Here is a 14,550-nt window from a genome sequence, read left to right as displayed (position 1 = left end):
AGATTAATTCGGGAGGAAATACATTATGGAAACAAACAAAAAACAAGCTGAGAAGCAGCCTAGTCATTCAAAAACGTATAACTTTTTTCATCAAGTACTAGTGTTGGCAATCATCATGCTTTTATCAAATATTATCGAAAGTTTCATGCCTATTCCAATGCCAGCATCAGTGATAGGTCTAGTCTTATTATTTATCGCTTTATGTACAGGGATTGTTAAACTTGGGGAAGTTGAAAAAGTGGGTACGACGCTAACAAATAATATCGGTTTCTTATTTGTACCTGCAGGTATTTCAGTTATTAATTCTTTAGGCGTATTAAGCCAAAGTCCGATCTTGATTATATTGCTAATTATCATTTCTACAATCTTATTATTACTATGCACAGGATTTTTCTCACAAATGTTAATTACAAAATCATTTATACCTAAGAAAAGAAATCCTAAACAGTTAGCGGAGGAAAAATTATGATTGAACATTTAGGCATTAACACACCATATTTTGGAATTTTATTATCTATTATACCTTTTATCGTAGCAACGATATTATTCAAGAAGACGAATGGCTTCTTTTTATTTACACCATTATTTGTCAGCATGGTCTTCGGTATAGCATTTCTAAAGTTAACAGGTATAGATTATGCAAATTATAAAATCGGTGGCGACATCATCAATTTCTTTTTAGAACCTGCAACTATCTGTTTTGCGATTCCGTTATATAAAAGACGTGACGTGCTTAAGAAATATTGGAAACAGATCCTTGGTGGTATTGCTTTCGGAACGACAGCTGCTTTGGTATTTATCTATTTCATTGCAAGTGCTTTCCAATTTTCAAATGAAATCATTGCATCTATGTTACCACAAGGTGCTACCACTGCCATTGCTTTACCAGTATCAGCCGATATTGGTGGTATTAAAGAACTAACATCATTGGCAGTAATCTTAAATGGTGTCATTATTTATGCTTTAGGTTCCAAACTCATTAAATTATTTAACATTACAAACCCTATTGCTCGTGGGCTCGCACTTGGTACAAGTGGCCATTCATTAGGAGTGTCATCTGCACAAGAATTTGGTGAGACAGAAGCTTCAATGGCCTCTATTTCACTAGTAATCGTAGGTGTAATCGTAGTCGTTGTTGCACCAATTTTAGCAACAGTCTTACTATAATATCTAAAATCACAACGATAAAAAGTTAGAACATAAACAATGCTTGCTCAAGCTTAAGCGTCAATTTCTATGATAAATATAGAAGTTGACGTTTTCTTTAGTTTTATGAAACCTAAAATTTTCTCCCCCCGTTTTTTCTTATATTTAATACAGTTTAATTAAATATAAATGTTTATATCATTTTATATACGTTTTGAAATTTTTTAAAAATTAACGTTAGATGTTTCCCGAAAGATTTTACTTTACATAGAATATAATTTTTAACAATTATCAGAAAATTAAAATAACATCCTTTTATATCCTTGTATTTTGATAAGAATTATAGTACTATGCATTTATTATAAACATTGGAGGTTCTATTAAATGACATTATATTTACTCGAAGCAAATAATCTTGATTTCGCAAAGTCTAAAAAAGACTTAGAAGATAAAGCAGCAAAACTCACTACTGGTGATGTACCAACACTAATTGAAGTACAAGCAACAGAAGATTTAACACATGGCTATTTTATTGTAGAAGCGAACAGTGATACAGAAGCTAAACAATTTCTTGAAGATGCATCTATCAACATTAATTTAGTTAAAGAAGTGCGTTTAGTAGGTAAAGACTTAGAAGAAGTTAAAAAAGGTGATGCACACGTTGATTATCTTGTTACGTGGAACATCCCAGAAGGTATCACAATGGATCAATATTTAGCGCGTAAAAAGAAAAATTCTGTCCACTATGAAGAAGTCCCTGAAGTTCAATTCCAACGTACTTATGTATGTGAAGATATGTCAAAATGTATCTGCTTATATGATGCACCTGATGAAGACGCCGTTCGTCGTGCAAGAAAAGCTGTAGATACACCTATTGATGATATTGAAAAATTATAACTAAACTTTCTCTTTATATTTATAATTCCACAGGTTTAGTTAGCAAAAGTTATTTATAAGTATGTATCACTCGTCACACCATTGCTAGCTAACAATCTTATTTAAGCTAAAAATTGGGGTAAACTTATAAATAACCTAAACACTATTCAAGGAGCGGCAATATGAAATCAAATGATACATTTTAGATTTCTGCCGCTTTTTTTTTCATCAAAAAACATATTAATTAGATAGGAATAATAGAGGTGTTGCCATGATTCGCATTAATCACATCCAACATCAATTTGGAGACCATCGTGTTATCGATGATTTTAATTTAAATATTGAAAAAGGTAAAATAGTTACTTTTCTAGGTAAAAGTGGTTGTGGAAAGTCTACCATGTTAAACATTATAGGCGGATTTTTAACACCTTCGTCAGGTACTGTTAAAATTGAAGATCAATTAAAACAAAATCCATCACCTGATTGTTTAATGATTTTTCAGCATCATAATTTACTGCCGTGGAAAAACATTAATGACAACATTCGTTTAGGATTAAATCGCGAAATGAGTGATGATGAAATCAATAATTATTTAAAATATGTTGATTTAGATCATAAAGGAAAGACGTTTCCAGAGCAATTATCTGGAGGAATGAAACAACGCGTAGCACTTTGCCGTGCACAAGTCCATCAACCCAAAGTCATATTGATGGATGAACCATTAGGCGCACTGGATGCTTTTACACGTTATAAATTACAAGATCAACTTGTACAACTCCAAAAACAATCTACAGCTACGATTATATTAGTTACGCATGACATTGATGAAGCCATTTATCTTTCTGATTACATTATCTTACTCGGCGATGGCTGTAATATTATAAGCCAATATTCAATTGAACAACCACATCCGAGAAATAGAAATGATAGTTATTTATTAACTTTAAGAAATAATATTATGGAAAAATTCGCATTAAACCACCATCAAGCAGAACCTGAATATTACATATAAGGAGTTGTAACTATTGAAAAAAATAATCATCTTTCCAATAATTATGATCCTTATACTAAGTGCATGTAATAATCAATCTATACAGAAGAATAATCAACATAATCAACCGCAAAAGACTTTAAAAATTGGTTATTTGCCAATTACACATTCTGCTAACTTAATGATGACTCAAAAAGTAAAAGCACAAGCTAAACATAATGGTTATAAATTAAAATTAATTAAGTTTAATAATTGGCCAGATCTTATGGATGCATTAAATAGTGGGAGAATTGATGGCGCATCAACCTTAATAGAATTAGCTATGAAATCTAAACAAAAGGGTGCTGATATTAAAGCAGTTGCGCTAGGACACCACGAAGGTAACGTCATTATGGGACAAAAAGGTGAAACGGTAAACAATTTTAATAATGAGCATCAATATCGATTTGCCATCCCTCATCGTTATTCAACGCACTACTTATTATTGGAAGAAATGAGAAAACAATTAAATTTGAATGCTCAAACATTCAGTTATCATGAAATGGCTCCAGCAGAAATGCCAGCTGCCCTAAATGAACATAGAATTTCTGGATATTCTGTGGCCGAACCATTTGGCGCATTAGGAGAAAAGTTAGGCAAAGGAAAAACTTTAAAACATGGTAATGAAGTGATTCCCGATGCATACTGTTGTGCTTTAGTACTTAGAACTGACTTAATAAAAGATCAAAAACATGTTGCTCAAAGTTTTATATCTGATTATAAAAAAGCTGGATATCGAATGAATGATAAATCACAAAGTGTTGATATTATGTCTAAGCACTTTAAACAAGATCGAAAAGTGTTGGAACAATCCGCAGAATGGACATCATATGGCAATTTATCAATTAATGAAGATGGTTATCAAAAAATTACACAGTTGATTAACCAACATCAACTTTTCGAAACACCATCTTATAAATCATTCGTTGATCCAACATTGTATAAGGAGGCATAAGCAGCATGTCAGGTAATTTAATTAAAAAGCAAACTTTACCTATACTAACATTCATACTTTTCTTATTTATTTGGCAATGTGTCATTTGGATTGGAGATTATAAACCGATATTACTCCCAGGTCCTATCCTAGTAGCACAGAGCATTTGGCATTTTATTATTACCGGGGAAATATTTACCCATCTGGGCATCAGTTTATTTCGATTTTTTATTGGATTTAGTATCGCAATTTTAATTGGTGTCCCAACAGGTTTTATTTTAGGTCGAAGCACCTTATTGCACACTGCAATAGAGCCGTTATTTCAACTTATACGACCTATTTCACCTATAGCTTGGTCGCCATTTGTTGTTTTATGGTTTGGTATTGGTAGTTTACCAGCAATGGCTATCATCTTTATCGCTGCTTTTTTCCCGATTGTATTTAGTACGATTAAAGGCGTTAGGAATGTTGAGCCACAATACTTAAAAATTGCGTCAAATATGAATTTAAGTGGTTGGACGTTATATCGTAACATCTTATTCCCCGCTTCATTTAAACATATTATGGCTGGTATTCACATGGCAGTGGGAACAAGTTGGATTTTCTTAGTTTCAGGTGAAATGATTGGAGCCCAATCTGGACTAGGATTTTTAATCGTAGATGCGCGTAATATGTTAAATTTAGAAGATGTATTATCAGCGATCTTCTTTATTGGACTCTTTGGATTTTTGATAGATAGAATAATTAGTTATTTAGAAAAATTAATTTTAATCAGATTTGGAGAATAAAGGAGTAATTTATATGACTTTACAAAAACGTATTGAAACAGAATTAGATCCCTATGTTATTGAAATTGATGAAGGGAGTTATTACCCACGACCATTCATTCAAGGCTTATTTAGAGATGGCTATTTTTCTGAAAATGACTTAAAAAATAATCTAGAAGTCATTGAAGAAGTCTCAAAATCCTGCTTAACTACAGGTTTTTGTCTATGGTGTCAATTAGCATTTTCAACTTATTTACAACACGCAAATCAACCACATTTAAATAAAACTTTACAGCAACAGTTGTTAAATGGAGAAATTTTAGGAGCAACAGGTTTATCTAACCCTATGAAATCTTTTAACGATTTAGAATCATTCAATTTAACACATCATTATAATGACAACACATTAATTATTAATGGCAAATTACCTGCAATAAGTAATATTGCGTCTGATCATTATTTTGGAGCAATTTCTAAAGCAAATGATACAGATGAGTTAGTGATGTTTATTGTAAAAGCGAATCAAAAAGGTATAACTTTAGATGAAAAATCAAATTTCTTAGGTGTCAATGGGTCGGCTACATTTGCTATTGAAATGAAAAACGTAGAAATCCCTGAATCACAAATTATAACAAAAGAAGCAAAAAGTTTTGCTTCTGCCATTCGACCACAATTTGTAGCTTTACAAATTCCTATAGCGCTCGGTTCAATCAGAGCTTCGTTAGATTTAATTCATAAATTTTCTGACGCACAAAATGGCATCAATAAATATTTAGAATTCGATATCAATGCGTATGAAAACCAATATAAACAGATTAAAAACGCGTTTTATCATATTATTGAAAACGATGATTTAGACGATAATTTTGCTGAACTGATCAAAATTAAAAAAGAAGCTGGTTACCTATTATTAGAAGTAAATCAAGCTTCGATGGTAAACGGTGGTTCTAGAGCATATTCTCCACGTGCGCCACAAGCTCGTAAATTGAAAGAAGGTTTCTTTTTCGCTGCGCTTACACCTACGTTGAGACATTTAGGAAAATTAGAAGAAGAATACCGCACTACAGTTTAGTAAACGAGTATAGATGAAAAATGAAAATCATAGACACACGATGACGACATGAAAAATTCGACAATGATATAAAATGATCGTCTAATATAAAAATAAATGGCTAATCCCTATCATCATCAAGTGGATTAGCCATTTTGTATTTAAATTGATTTCGTCGTCTCGACTTTAAACGTTACTTAGTGATATGATTCACCATATATTACCCTTTTACTAACCAGTCTATAGCACGTTTGATAGCATAGTCCCAATAAGCATAATCATGCTCACCTGGCCCATCCTCAAAACAATATGAAATTTGCTTTTCATCTAGATATTTAATAAATTTTTTATTATCTTCATGTAGAGCATCTTCTGTACCACACATAATTAATAAATCTGGTATCTCTTTACCTTGTTGAATTGCCTGGTCAACTAAATAATATGGGTCCAAGTCATTACCTGTAGCATTTTTTGAAACACCTGCAATTGCTTCTCCAGAATAATCGTACCAATCATAATCCATGAACGTCTGAGCATCATATACTGCCGATAAGGGACAAGCCTTTGCAAATCGATGTCCCTCAGCTAATGCAAACTTGATTGTTCCGTAACCTCCCATGGAATGACCAGCGATAAAATTATCTTCTCTCTTTTGTGACAAAGGTAAAATTTGATGTGCATAATCAAGTACTTCTAGCACATAATCATAATACTTATGACCAAAAACCATATTACTATAACCACTGTGATCTGCATTAGGCATAATAACTGCAAGTTGATGCTCATTCGCATAGCGCTCTATACTTGTGTAACGCATATACGAAGTTTCATCACTAGACAAACCATGCAGTAATAATAGTGTTTTTAGTGATTTAGGCTGTGTACCTTTTTTGAAATAACTTTCATCCTCTGGAAGAATTACCATAAAATGATGATGCATACCTATTGTCTTTGAATTGTAATTAATCGATAATAGTGCCAATGATTTCACGACCTTCTATTCATTAATACTTTGCGGCTTAGTTTTACCTCTTTTTTCTGCTTTATGTGCAGGATCTAAACGTTTCTCCAATAATCTTAAACCGACATCTATAATAATAGCGATTAATGCGATTGGTATCGCACCAGCTAAGATAAACGTTGTACCATCTGTAGCGTTTGTTCCTCGGATAACGATGTCACCTAATGTAGGTGCACCAATAAATGAACCAACTGCTACAACACCAATTGCAACAACCAGTGCAATTCTTAATCCACCTAATATGACTGAGAGTGATAAAGGTAACTCAATCATTCTTAATACTTGATTTCGCGTCATACCCATTCCTTTACCAGCATCTTTAATATTCACATCAACACCCATTATACCTGTATAAGTATTTTTTATAATCGGTAATAGCGCATATAAAAATACCGTTACCACGACTGTAGTAGTACCTAATCCCATGACAAGCATGAGTATCGCTAACATTGCAATAACCGGAACGGTTTGAATAATATTCGCGATAGTAATAATAACACCAGAAAACTTACTATATCTTGCAATTATGATACCAATTGGAATACCAACAATAGATGCAAAGAGTACACCGTAAACAGACATTAATAAATGTTTTAAAAATAAATCCCAAAGGTAGCCATAGTTGACTGAATAATATTCTACTAATTGTTGTAATAAATTACCTTCCATTAGTTTTGACCACCTTTCTTATCATTTTCAAAATAATTATGTTTTTTTAAGAAGTTCTCAGCAACGACTGCTGGTTCTTGTCCTTCACCATCTGCTTGATAATTAAGTTTTTGCATTTCAGATGTCGAAACTTTTTTGTCTAGTTTATTGATGATTGGTTTTAACTCTGGATGTTTATCTAACAATTCATTCGTAGCAACCGCACTTGCATCATATGGTGGGAAAAATTGTTTATCATCCTTTAAAACTTTTAAGTCATATGCTGCAATACGTCCATCCGTTGAATAACCTACAGCTACATCTAAATTATTAGAGTTTAATGCATCATATACTAAACCAATTTGCATTGGTCTGATAGTATCAAATTTAAAACCATATTCTTTTGTAAATCCAGGATAACCGTCACCTTCACGGTTTAACCAAGAACTATCTACACCGAGTTTAAGTTCAGGATGTTTTTTCAAATCAGATACAGTTTCTAAATTATATTTTTCTGCTGTTTCCTTAGTGACCATAAATGCGTATGTGTTAGCAAAACCGTAAGAGTTAAAGAAGGTTTGGTCGAATTTTTTTTGGAAACCATCTTGAGTTGCTTTCATAGCTTTTTTAGGATCTTTAATTGGATCTTCATTTAAGGCACCAGTTAAATCAGTACCATTATATCTAGCACCTGACATATTCGCGTCACCATTTACTAACGCATTGTGTTGAATGGTACTTGATCCTAAATTATTAATTAAAGTGGGTTTAATTTCACCATTTGTATCGTGTTCTATTAACAGTCTCAACATATGAGACATAATTTGTGATTCACTTGTTGCAAGTGCTGTGATTTTAATATCTTGTTCTGAACTGTTGCTACCTAATCCTGGTAAACTACATCCAGATAAGACCGTCAGACACAACACAAGCACAATACAATATTGTTTCAATTTCTTCATAATGTCCTCCTTAAATTATCTGGATACTTTTAATCCCTTAGGTACAGCCCATCTTTCTACTAGTGACAGTAGGAAATCTACGATCAATGCTAAAGCAGTGACTAACACTGCTGCACTTACAATCATTAATGGGTCATACAAGTTTAATCCATTAAATACAAAATCACCTAAACCACCTGCGCCTACATAACTGGCTAAAGTTGCCCAACTAATTACGTAAACAGAAGATAAACGAATACCTCCTAGTATAAGCGGTAAGGCTAACGGTAATTCCACATCTTTCATTAATTGAAAACGTGTCATACCCATACTTGTGCCTGCTTCTTTAATGTTATCATCTATGTTTTGCACACCTAATACAGTATTATTTAAGATTGGCAATAATACATAAATAAATAAAGCTACAATTGCAGGTAATTTACCCACACCAAAGATTGGAATCATGACTGCTAACACTGCTAATGTTGGTATCGTTTGTAACACACCAGCAATAGTTAGCACAATATTAGATGTTCTTTTCATTTTTGATAATAAAATACCCAATGGTACAGCGATGACGATAGCAATTAACAAAGCGATGATTGAGATATAGAAATGTTCAACGGTTTTTGATATCAGTTGACCACCATACTGCTCTACAAAATCTTTCATTACTTATCAGCTCCTACATTATCGGGCTCAACAATAGCATTTTTTTGTGCACTAACATCTTCGTCTAACTCGCCCCAAATACTATCGTAAACGATGTCAACTAAGTTTGCTCTTGTAACTAGTCCAATCAATGTCTCTTCATCACTATCTACAACTGGTACATTTCTTACATTTCGTTTTAATATCGTACGCACCGTATCTTGTAATTTACTATCTACTCTTACTCTGTATATATCACGTTGCATTGTGTCAATGAGTTCTTTATGAGCTCGTAAACCTTGGTTAATATCTTCTATATCTAAATATCCAAGTAATCTATCATTATTACCTACGACAAATAATGTATCGACACGTCGATCTCTCATAACCTTAACCGCTTCATTTAATGAACTATCTGCATGTACAGTTACTGGTCGGATCATTGCATCTTTGACGGTTCTCATATTAGGTCTATCTTGAATCAATCTATTTTGACCAATAAAGTCACGTACGAAATCGTTTGCAGGATGTCGTAAAATATTATCTGGTGTATCATATTGAACGACTTTTCCTTCAGACATAATACAAATTTTATCTGCCAATTTAATCGCTTCATCCATATCATGTGTGACAAAAATAAATGTTTTACCTAATTTTTGTTGCAGTTCTTTAACCAAATCCTGTAATGTATCTCTCGTAATTGGATCTAACGCACCGAATGGCTCATCCATTAAAATAACATCTTGTTCAGCTGCTAAAGCACGCACAACACCAATACGTTGTTGCTGTCCTCCAGACAATTGTGAAGGATATCTATCTAAGTATTCTTCTGGTAAATCTACTAATTTTATCAATTCTTTAGCTTTTTTTTCTTTCTTTTCATCAGACCATTTTAATAATTTAGGTACTAAGACTATATTTTCTTTAATGGTCATATGAGGCATTAGACCAATTTGCTGAATCACATAACCAATTTTTCTACGTAATTCAACGGCGTTCATTTTGCGCACATTTTTACCATTGATTGCAATTTCGCCTTCTGTAGCCTCTATCATTCTATTTATCATTCTTAAAGCAGTAGTCTTCCCACTCCCACTCGTACCGATAAACGCTATAAATTCACCAGATTCGATTTCCAATGATATATTATCTACAGCTTTTTTTGTGCCACCATAGACTTTAGATAAGTTTTTTATACTTAACATGTGTTAATTCCTTTCTATATTTGTATTTTCATTTAACATTTCATTTATAAATATAGGGCTAACTGTGGATGTTATACAAATCCGAAAATAAGTAAAAACATGTAGCACAACTAGCCCTACTTTATTCATGTGTTGGTCAAAAATATCAATTTTGACTAATTTTTTTCATCCTATATCTATTAAGATAACTCAACAAATGAAAATAAACAATTTATAACCTTAAGTTTTGTTAATTAAACTATTGAAATTAATTATCAATTCAATAGCTCAAAACAATGTTTCAAAAATATTATTTTCGTTTTATGCCAATCAGTCGACCTAATTCTTTTGGCGCTTCATGAATTGTTCCAACTTTAGCATAATCATCTATAGCATTTTTTATTTGTTCAGGGAAAGCTGCAGGTCTGCCTATTGTAGTGTCCATGCCCATAAGCATTACTTCATATGTTGCACAACGGTTATTTTGAGCATCTACTAAAGTCATAAAAACGTGTAAACGCTTGGCATCATAATCATATAGACTTACGTTCACAGTAATGAGCTCAGCTACGCTTATTTCTTTTAAATACACTACATGATTTTCTAAAGTGAACACTGTATAATTCAATTTTTTAATTGTACTCACATCTAAGCCTAGTGATGCCAACCATGCATCTGTGGCATCACTAAATACTCGATTATATTCAGCATCATTCATGTGCTGATTATGATCGACCCAAATATCTTTAACAGTGGTTTGATATTGAAATTGAGTCATATGAACCTCCAATTATTTAATACCCTTTTTCATTGATGCAGTGTCTTCTGGCCAATATGCTTCAGCTAATTCTTTCACTTTAACTAGGAATTCATTACGCTTTTGATCTAATTCTGACATCGTTTGCCCTTGTGAAGCCGTTTCACAACCATTTACCACATTATCATATAAATCCTGAGTTAGTTCAGGCGCAATTAATTTTGTCCATGGTTTCTTCAGTGCTGGACCAAATTGTTTCAACATATGACGCATGCCGCCTTCTCCTCCAGCAAGATGGAATGTCATAAATGGTCCATACTGTGCATAACGTAAACCTGCTGCATGGGTAAATGCTTTATCTACTTCTTCAGTAGTTGCTATTCCTTCATTAACAATGTGTAATGATTCTCGCCATAGTGCCTCCATCAATCTATCTGCGATGTGTCCTTCAATTTCATGTCTGACATGTAGCACATCCATACCAATGCTTTCGTACACTTTTTCTGCTTCTACTGTGACAGCTTCAGTTGTTTCTTTACCAGGTACAATTTCAACTAATGGCAAAATGTATACTGGGTGAAACGGATGTGCAACAACCAAACGTTCAGGATGTTTTAAATTTTGTTGTAATTCTGAAGGCATAATGCCAGAAGTACTAGAACCAATAATGGCATCCTGACGTGCATAGGTATCGATTTCAGATAATACCTGTGCTTTTAGTTCTTCAATTTCTGGAACATTTTCTTGAATATGATCTGCATCTTTAACAGCCTCTTCTAAGCTTACCGTAAACGATAAATTCTCTAAAGACGCACCCTCTGCTAAACCTTGTTGCTCAGCATATGGCCAGTTTTGTTTCACTTGTTTTAACATGCTTTCATAAGCACCTTCACTGGGATCTGTCGCAATTACTTCGTGACCATGCGCTAAAATACGCGTAATCCAACCACTACCTATAACGCCCGTACCTACAACTGCAAATTTCATTATTTGCCTCCTTTAGGATCTCTAAGTTGGTATTGCTCACGCGCTTCAGCCGGTGTCATTGGCTCTATATCTAATGTTTTTAGTATTTCAACTGCACGTTCAACTAGTTGTTCATTTGAAGCTTTAACACCTTTTGATAAATACAAGTTATCTTCTAAACCTACGCGGACATTTCCACCACGTTTCGCCGCTTCTTCTACAGTAGGTAGTTGCATTCTCCCAATACCAAAAGCTGACCAATGCGCATTTTCAGGAATACGTGCTTTAAAATATTCAATTGTCTCTGCATCGTTTTCAGCACCCCATGGAATACCTAGACAGAATTGGAACATGGGTTCACCTTCAATGAGACCTTCATTAATTAATTGTTTTGCAAATGAAATATGCCCACTATCAAAGCATTCTAATTCAGGTTTTACACCTGCATCTTTTACTAATTGTGCTTGTTTTCTTAACCAATCAGCTGGGCTTAAGTAAACAGCGTCACCCATATTCACACTACCACAATCAAGTGTGCACATTTCTGGTAATAATGCGCCAATCGCTTCATGTCTTTCTTCAGGTGTTTGCATATCTGAACCTTCACCTGCTGTATATGGATCTTCTAGGTTAGGGATAAAATCTCCGCCACCACCTGAAGTAATATTAATAATAATATCTTCATCAGCTTCTCTTATTAATCTTACTGCTTCTTTAAAAAATTCAACATCATGGCTTATGCCGCCTGTTTCTGGGTCACGTGCATGAATGTGTGCAACAGTAGCCCCTGCTTTCGCACATTTAATTGCTGAATCTGCAATTTCCTGAGGTGTTACAGGAACACTTTTATTTTTTTCTACAGTATCTCCAGCACCTGTTAAAGCTGCTGTTAGCATAACTTTTTTCATATATAAACCTCCAACAGAGTTTTGATCACAGTTGATAGTGTACCAACCGGACGGTTTAGTTTCAACCCTTGCTACAGCTAAAAAAAGGGATAAGTGATGGTTTCTCATCACTTATCCCTATAGCATCAATACTTTCAACGAATCGAAAAATTTATTATTTTTTTATAATTTCAACTTTTTCATGCATCTTTTAATTCGATTTGCTTCTTTTCTGTATAAGATGTTAGTCGTTCTAAAACTTTTGCTCTCATTGTTTCATCAAGTGCGTCTAGTCCAAATATTTCCGATAACCATAAGCCGTCCACTGCCAAACGTATGATTGTTGCATCGACTTTATCAATGCCATCTTTTTCAATTTTTTCTTGCCAATCTTTATAGGTATCTTGTAGTGGTAATAATAAATTACTATTAATACCCTGTGCAGCCAGCATACCAGAAGTAATTGATGCATTTTCTGAACGGTGTTCTCTAGTAGCTTCAATAAATGCACGCAATAATTTGCCAACTTCTTGTGACTCATTTTTAACATGTTCATTCACATTATTTCGATACAACTCATCTGCATGATCCACAAGTCCTTGTATCAATGCGAATTTATTTTTAAAATGATACAGTAAACCACCTTTACTAACACCTGCTTTTTTAGCAACTGCATCAAGTGTTAAATACTCACTACCTTGCTCATTTACGATAGCCGCTGCTGCTTCTAATAGTTGAATACGTTTAGACACTCTTGCCATATCTACACCTTCTCTTACAAAATATTACTTGATTCATCTACTATATTTATATTTGAGCAAACTATAAACGATAAATGACAAAGTTGCAAGATTAATCTGGATTTTATAAACGACGCGATATCTATTTTTAAATAAATACGATGGTTTGGTTCAACCAAAATACGATTAAAAAATTTTGACAACCACGAACACTTTTTTGTCATTGAAGACTTAAGTCATGCTATAGCTTAATTGGTTACTTATCATTCATGCCTTTACCTTCTAAGATATGATTGATATACTTTTCAACTCTATTTTCCCTTGTTGAAGCACGTTTAGCTTGACCTATATAATACATATATTGACGTTGTCTTCCAGGCGTTAAATTATTAAATGCTTCTTTTAATTCTGACGAAGCTTCTAATTTATTTTTCAATTCCTCAGGCATATCGAATTCTTCTGTCGTTTTCATCGGTACTTTTTCACCCGACTTTTCTACTCTAATGGCTTCTTCTACATACCAAGCAATTTCATCTTTACGTTGTTCTATTTCGTCTAAACTTTCAAATCTCAACTGGCGAGCAGCTTGAACATTTTTCGTTTGTTGAATTAAAGTATGATATGGATCTTTCATAATGGCACCTTTTTCAAATAACAATGCACAATAATGTTTAAAATCTTGAATGATGACAACATTTTTATTGTCCAAAGTATAACAAGGATGCATCCATTTATAATCTTCTGTTAATTCTGTTTGATTGATTATATTTCTTAATACTTTAAAAGCATCTTGCCATTGATCTAAGCGTTCAATAAACGCATCTACTTTATCGTTTTTAATTGATTCATTCATAAAAAACCGCCTTTTATTTTAATTTTACTATAAATATATACATTTAATCCATACTATCTTTTATATCATGTTAACGTCTTATTTTCTAAGAATATAAT

Annotated in this window: 17 protein-coding genes; 7 read left to right on the top strand and 10 right to left on the bottom strand. The window is 33.3% G+C overall.

The window, feature by feature from the left end; all coding sequences use genetic code 11:
* The first annotated feature begins 25 nt into the window (after positions 1-25).
* The 7 genes from lrgA to KA814_RS01505 all read left to right on the top strand — a co-directional run bounded on the left by lrgA (position 26) and on the right by KA814_RS01505 (position 5,825).
* Entirely contained in the window at positions 26-469 is a 444-nt protein-coding gene (lrgA, locus tag KA814_RS01535; protein WP_064209308.1) for an antiholin-like murein hydrolase modulator LrgA, read from the top strand.
* On the top strand, positions 466-1,167 hold the full coding sequence (lrgB, locus tag KA814_RS01530) for an antiholin-like protein LrgB (protein WP_019468801.1): 702 nt from the start codon (positions 466-468) through the stop codon (positions 1,165-1,167). Before lrgA ends, lrgB begins: the two co-directional genes overlap by 4 nt.
* A 363-nt stretch (positions 1,168-1,530) precedes the next feature.
* Complete coding sequence (locus tag KA814_RS01525; protein WP_064209307.1) at positions 1,531-2,043, top strand: DUF4242 domain-containing protein; 513 nt, start codon at positions 1,531-1,533, stop codon at positions 2,041-2,043.
* 250 nt (positions 2,044-2,293) lie between these two features.
* Positions 2,294-3,034 carry an ABC transporter ATP-binding protein gene (locus KA814_RS01520; RefSeq protein WP_064209306.1) on the top strand — a complete coding sequence of 247 codons (741 nt, stop codon included), beginning with the start codon at positions 2,294-2,296 and terminating at the stop codon, positions 3,032-3,034.
* Between the two features lie 13 nt (positions 3,035-3,047).
* Complete coding sequence (locus KA814_RS01515; RefSeq protein WP_046207560.1) at positions 3,048-4,007, top strand: ABC transporter substrate-binding protein; 960 nt, start codon at positions 3,048-3,050, stop codon at positions 4,005-4,007.
* 5 nt (positions 4,008-4,012) lie between these two features.
* On the top strand, positions 4,013-4,774 hold the full coding sequence (locus tag KA814_RS01510) for an ABC transporter permease (RefSeq protein WP_046207559.1): 762 nt from the start codon (positions 4,013-4,015) through the stop codon (positions 4,772-4,774).
* Positions 4,775-4,787: 13 nt separating this feature from the next.
* Positions 4,788-5,825, top strand: a complete 1,038-nt coding sequence (locus tag KA814_RS01505; protein WP_064209305.1) for an acyl-CoA dehydrogenase family protein — start codon at positions 4,788-4,790, stop codon at positions 5,823-5,825.
* Between the two features lie 199 nt (positions 5,826-6,024).
* On the opposite strand, the gene KA814_RS01500 is transcribed toward KA814_RS01505, so the two are convergent.
* The 10 genes from KA814_RS01500 to KA814_RS01455 all read right to left on the bottom strand — a co-directional run bounded on the left by KA814_RS01500 (position 6,025) and on the right by KA814_RS01455 (position 14,452).
* Complete coding sequence (locus KA814_RS01500) at positions 6,025-6,786, bottom strand: alpha/beta hydrolase (protein WP_064209304.1); 762 nt, start codon at positions 6,784-6,786, stop codon at positions 6,025-6,027.
* A 15-nt stretch (positions 6,787-6,801) separates the two neighbouring features.
* Complete coding sequence (locus KA814_RS01495; RefSeq protein ID WP_064209303.1) at positions 6,802-7,494, bottom strand: ABC transporter permease; 693 nt, start codon at positions 7,492-7,494, stop codon at positions 6,802-6,804.
* A complete protein-coding gene (locus KA814_RS01490) occupies positions 7,494-8,435 on the bottom strand; it encodes an osmoprotectant ABC transporter substrate-binding protein (protein ID WP_064209302.1) in 942 nt (313 codons plus the stop codon). Before KA814_RS01490 ends, KA814_RS01495 begins: the two co-directional genes overlap by 1 nt.
* A 15-nt stretch (positions 8,436-8,450) precedes the next feature.
* Positions 8,451-9,086 carry an ABC transporter permease gene (locus KA814_RS01485; protein ID WP_019470115.1) on the bottom strand — a complete coding sequence of 212 codons (636 nt, stop codon included), beginning with the start codon at positions 9,084-9,086 and terminating at the stop codon, positions 8,451-8,453.
* Positions 9,086-10,270 carry a betaine/proline/choline family ABC transporter ATP-binding protein gene (locus KA814_RS01480; RefSeq protein ID WP_019470114.1) on the bottom strand — a complete coding sequence of 395 codons (1,185 nt, stop codon included), beginning with the start codon at positions 10,268-10,270 and terminating at the stop codon, positions 9,086-9,088. The genes KA814_RS01485 and KA814_RS01480 overlap by 1 nt, the downstream gene beginning before the upstream one ends.
* Before the next feature lie 289 nt (positions 10,271-10,559).
* Entirely contained in the window at positions 10,560-11,027 is a 468-nt protein-coding gene (locus KA814_RS01475) for a thioesterase family protein (RefSeq protein WP_064209301.1), read from the bottom strand.
* Between the two features lie 12 nt (positions 11,028-11,039).
* On the bottom strand, positions 11,040-11,993 hold the full coding sequence (locus KA814_RS01470; protein ID WP_019470112.1) for a 3-hydroxyacyl-CoA dehydrogenase NAD-binding domain-containing protein: 954 nt from the start codon (positions 11,991-11,993) through the stop codon (positions 11,040-11,042).
* On the bottom strand, positions 11,993-12,880 hold the full coding sequence (locus KA814_RS01465; protein WP_064209300.1) for a beta-keto acid cleavage family enzyme: 888 nt from the start codon (positions 12,878-12,880) through the stop codon (positions 11,993-11,995). Before KA814_RS01465 ends, KA814_RS01470 begins: the two co-directional genes overlap by 1 nt.
* A 179-nt stretch (positions 12,881-13,059) precedes the next feature.
* On the bottom strand, positions 13,060-13,620 hold the full coding sequence (locus tag KA814_RS01460) for a TetR/AcrR family transcriptional regulator (protein ID WP_064209299.1): 561 nt from the start codon (positions 13,618-13,620) through the stop codon (positions 13,060-13,062).
* A 235-nt stretch (positions 13,621-13,855) separates the two neighbouring features.
* A complete protein-coding gene (locus KA814_RS01455) occupies positions 13,856-14,452 on the bottom strand; it encodes a YdeI/OmpD-associated family protein (RefSeq protein ID WP_019470109.1) in 597 nt (198 codons plus the stop codon).
* Between the last annotated feature and the right edge of the window lie 98 nt (positions 14,453-14,550).

The organism is Staphylococcus sp. GDY8P196P (genome assembly GCF_017891705.1).
Classification (GTDB): Bacteria; Bacillota; Bacilli; order Staphylococcales; family Staphylococcaceae; genus Staphylococcus; species Staphylococcus ureilyticus.
The sequence above is the reverse complement of the archived record's forward strand: the minus strand, read 5'-3'. Positions and strand labels throughout refer to the sequence as shown.

Coding starts and splice junctions, on each gene's coding strand:
- lrgA (WP_064209308.1), top strand. CDS start 26: ATGGAAACAAACAAAAAACAAGCTGAGAAGCAGCCTAGTCATTCAAAA.
- lrgB (WP_019468801.1), top strand. CDS start 466: ATGATTGAACATTTAGGCATTAACACACCATATTTTGGAATTTTATTA.
- KA814_RS01525 (WP_064209307.1), top strand. CDS start 1,531: ATGACATTATATTTACTCGAAGCAAATAATCTTGATTTCGCAAAGTCT.
- KA814_RS01520 (WP_064209306.1), top strand. CDS start 2,294: ATGATTCGCATTAATCACATCCAACATCAATTTGGAGACCATCGTGTT.
- KA814_RS01510 (WP_046207559.1), top strand. CDS start 4,013: ATGTCAGGTAATTTAATTAAAAAGCAAACTTTACCTATACTAACATTC.
- KA814_RS01505 (WP_064209305.1), top strand. CDS start 4,788: ATGACTTTACAAAAACGTATTGAAACAGAATTAGATCCCTATGTTATT.
- KA814_RS01495 (WP_064209303.1), bottom strand. CDS start 7,494: ATGGAAGGTAATTTATTACAACAATTAGTAGAATATTATTCAGTCAAC.
- KA814_RS01490 (WP_064209302.1), bottom strand. CDS start 8,435: ATGAAGAAATTGAAACAATATTGTATTGTGCTTGTGTTGTGTCTGACG.
- KA814_RS01485 (WP_019470115.1), bottom strand. CDS start 9,086: ATGAAAGATTTTGTAGAGCAGTATGGTGGTCAACTGATATCAAAAACC.
- KA814_RS01480 (WP_019470114.1), bottom strand. CDS start 10,270: ATGTTAAGTATAAAAAACTTATCTAAAGTCTATGGTGGCACAAAAAAA.
- KA814_RS01475 (WP_064209301.1), bottom strand. CDS start 11,027: ATGACTCAATTTCAATATCAAACCACTGTTAAAGATATTTGGGTCGAT.
- KA814_RS01470 (WP_019470112.1), bottom strand. CDS start 11,993: ATGAAATTTGCAGTTGTAGGTACGGGCGTTATAGGTAGTGGTTGGATT.
- KA814_RS01465 (WP_064209300.1), bottom strand. CDS start 12,880: ATGAAAAAAGTTATGCTAACAGCAGCTTTAACAGGTGCTGGAGATACT.
- KA814_RS01460 (WP_064209299.1), bottom strand. CDS start 13,620: ATGGCAAGAGTGTCTAAACGTATTCAACTATTAGAAGCAGCAGCGGCT.
- KA814_RS01455 (WP_019470109.1), bottom strand. CDS start 14,452: ATGAATGAATCAATTAAAAACGATAAAGTAGATGCGTTTATTGAACGC.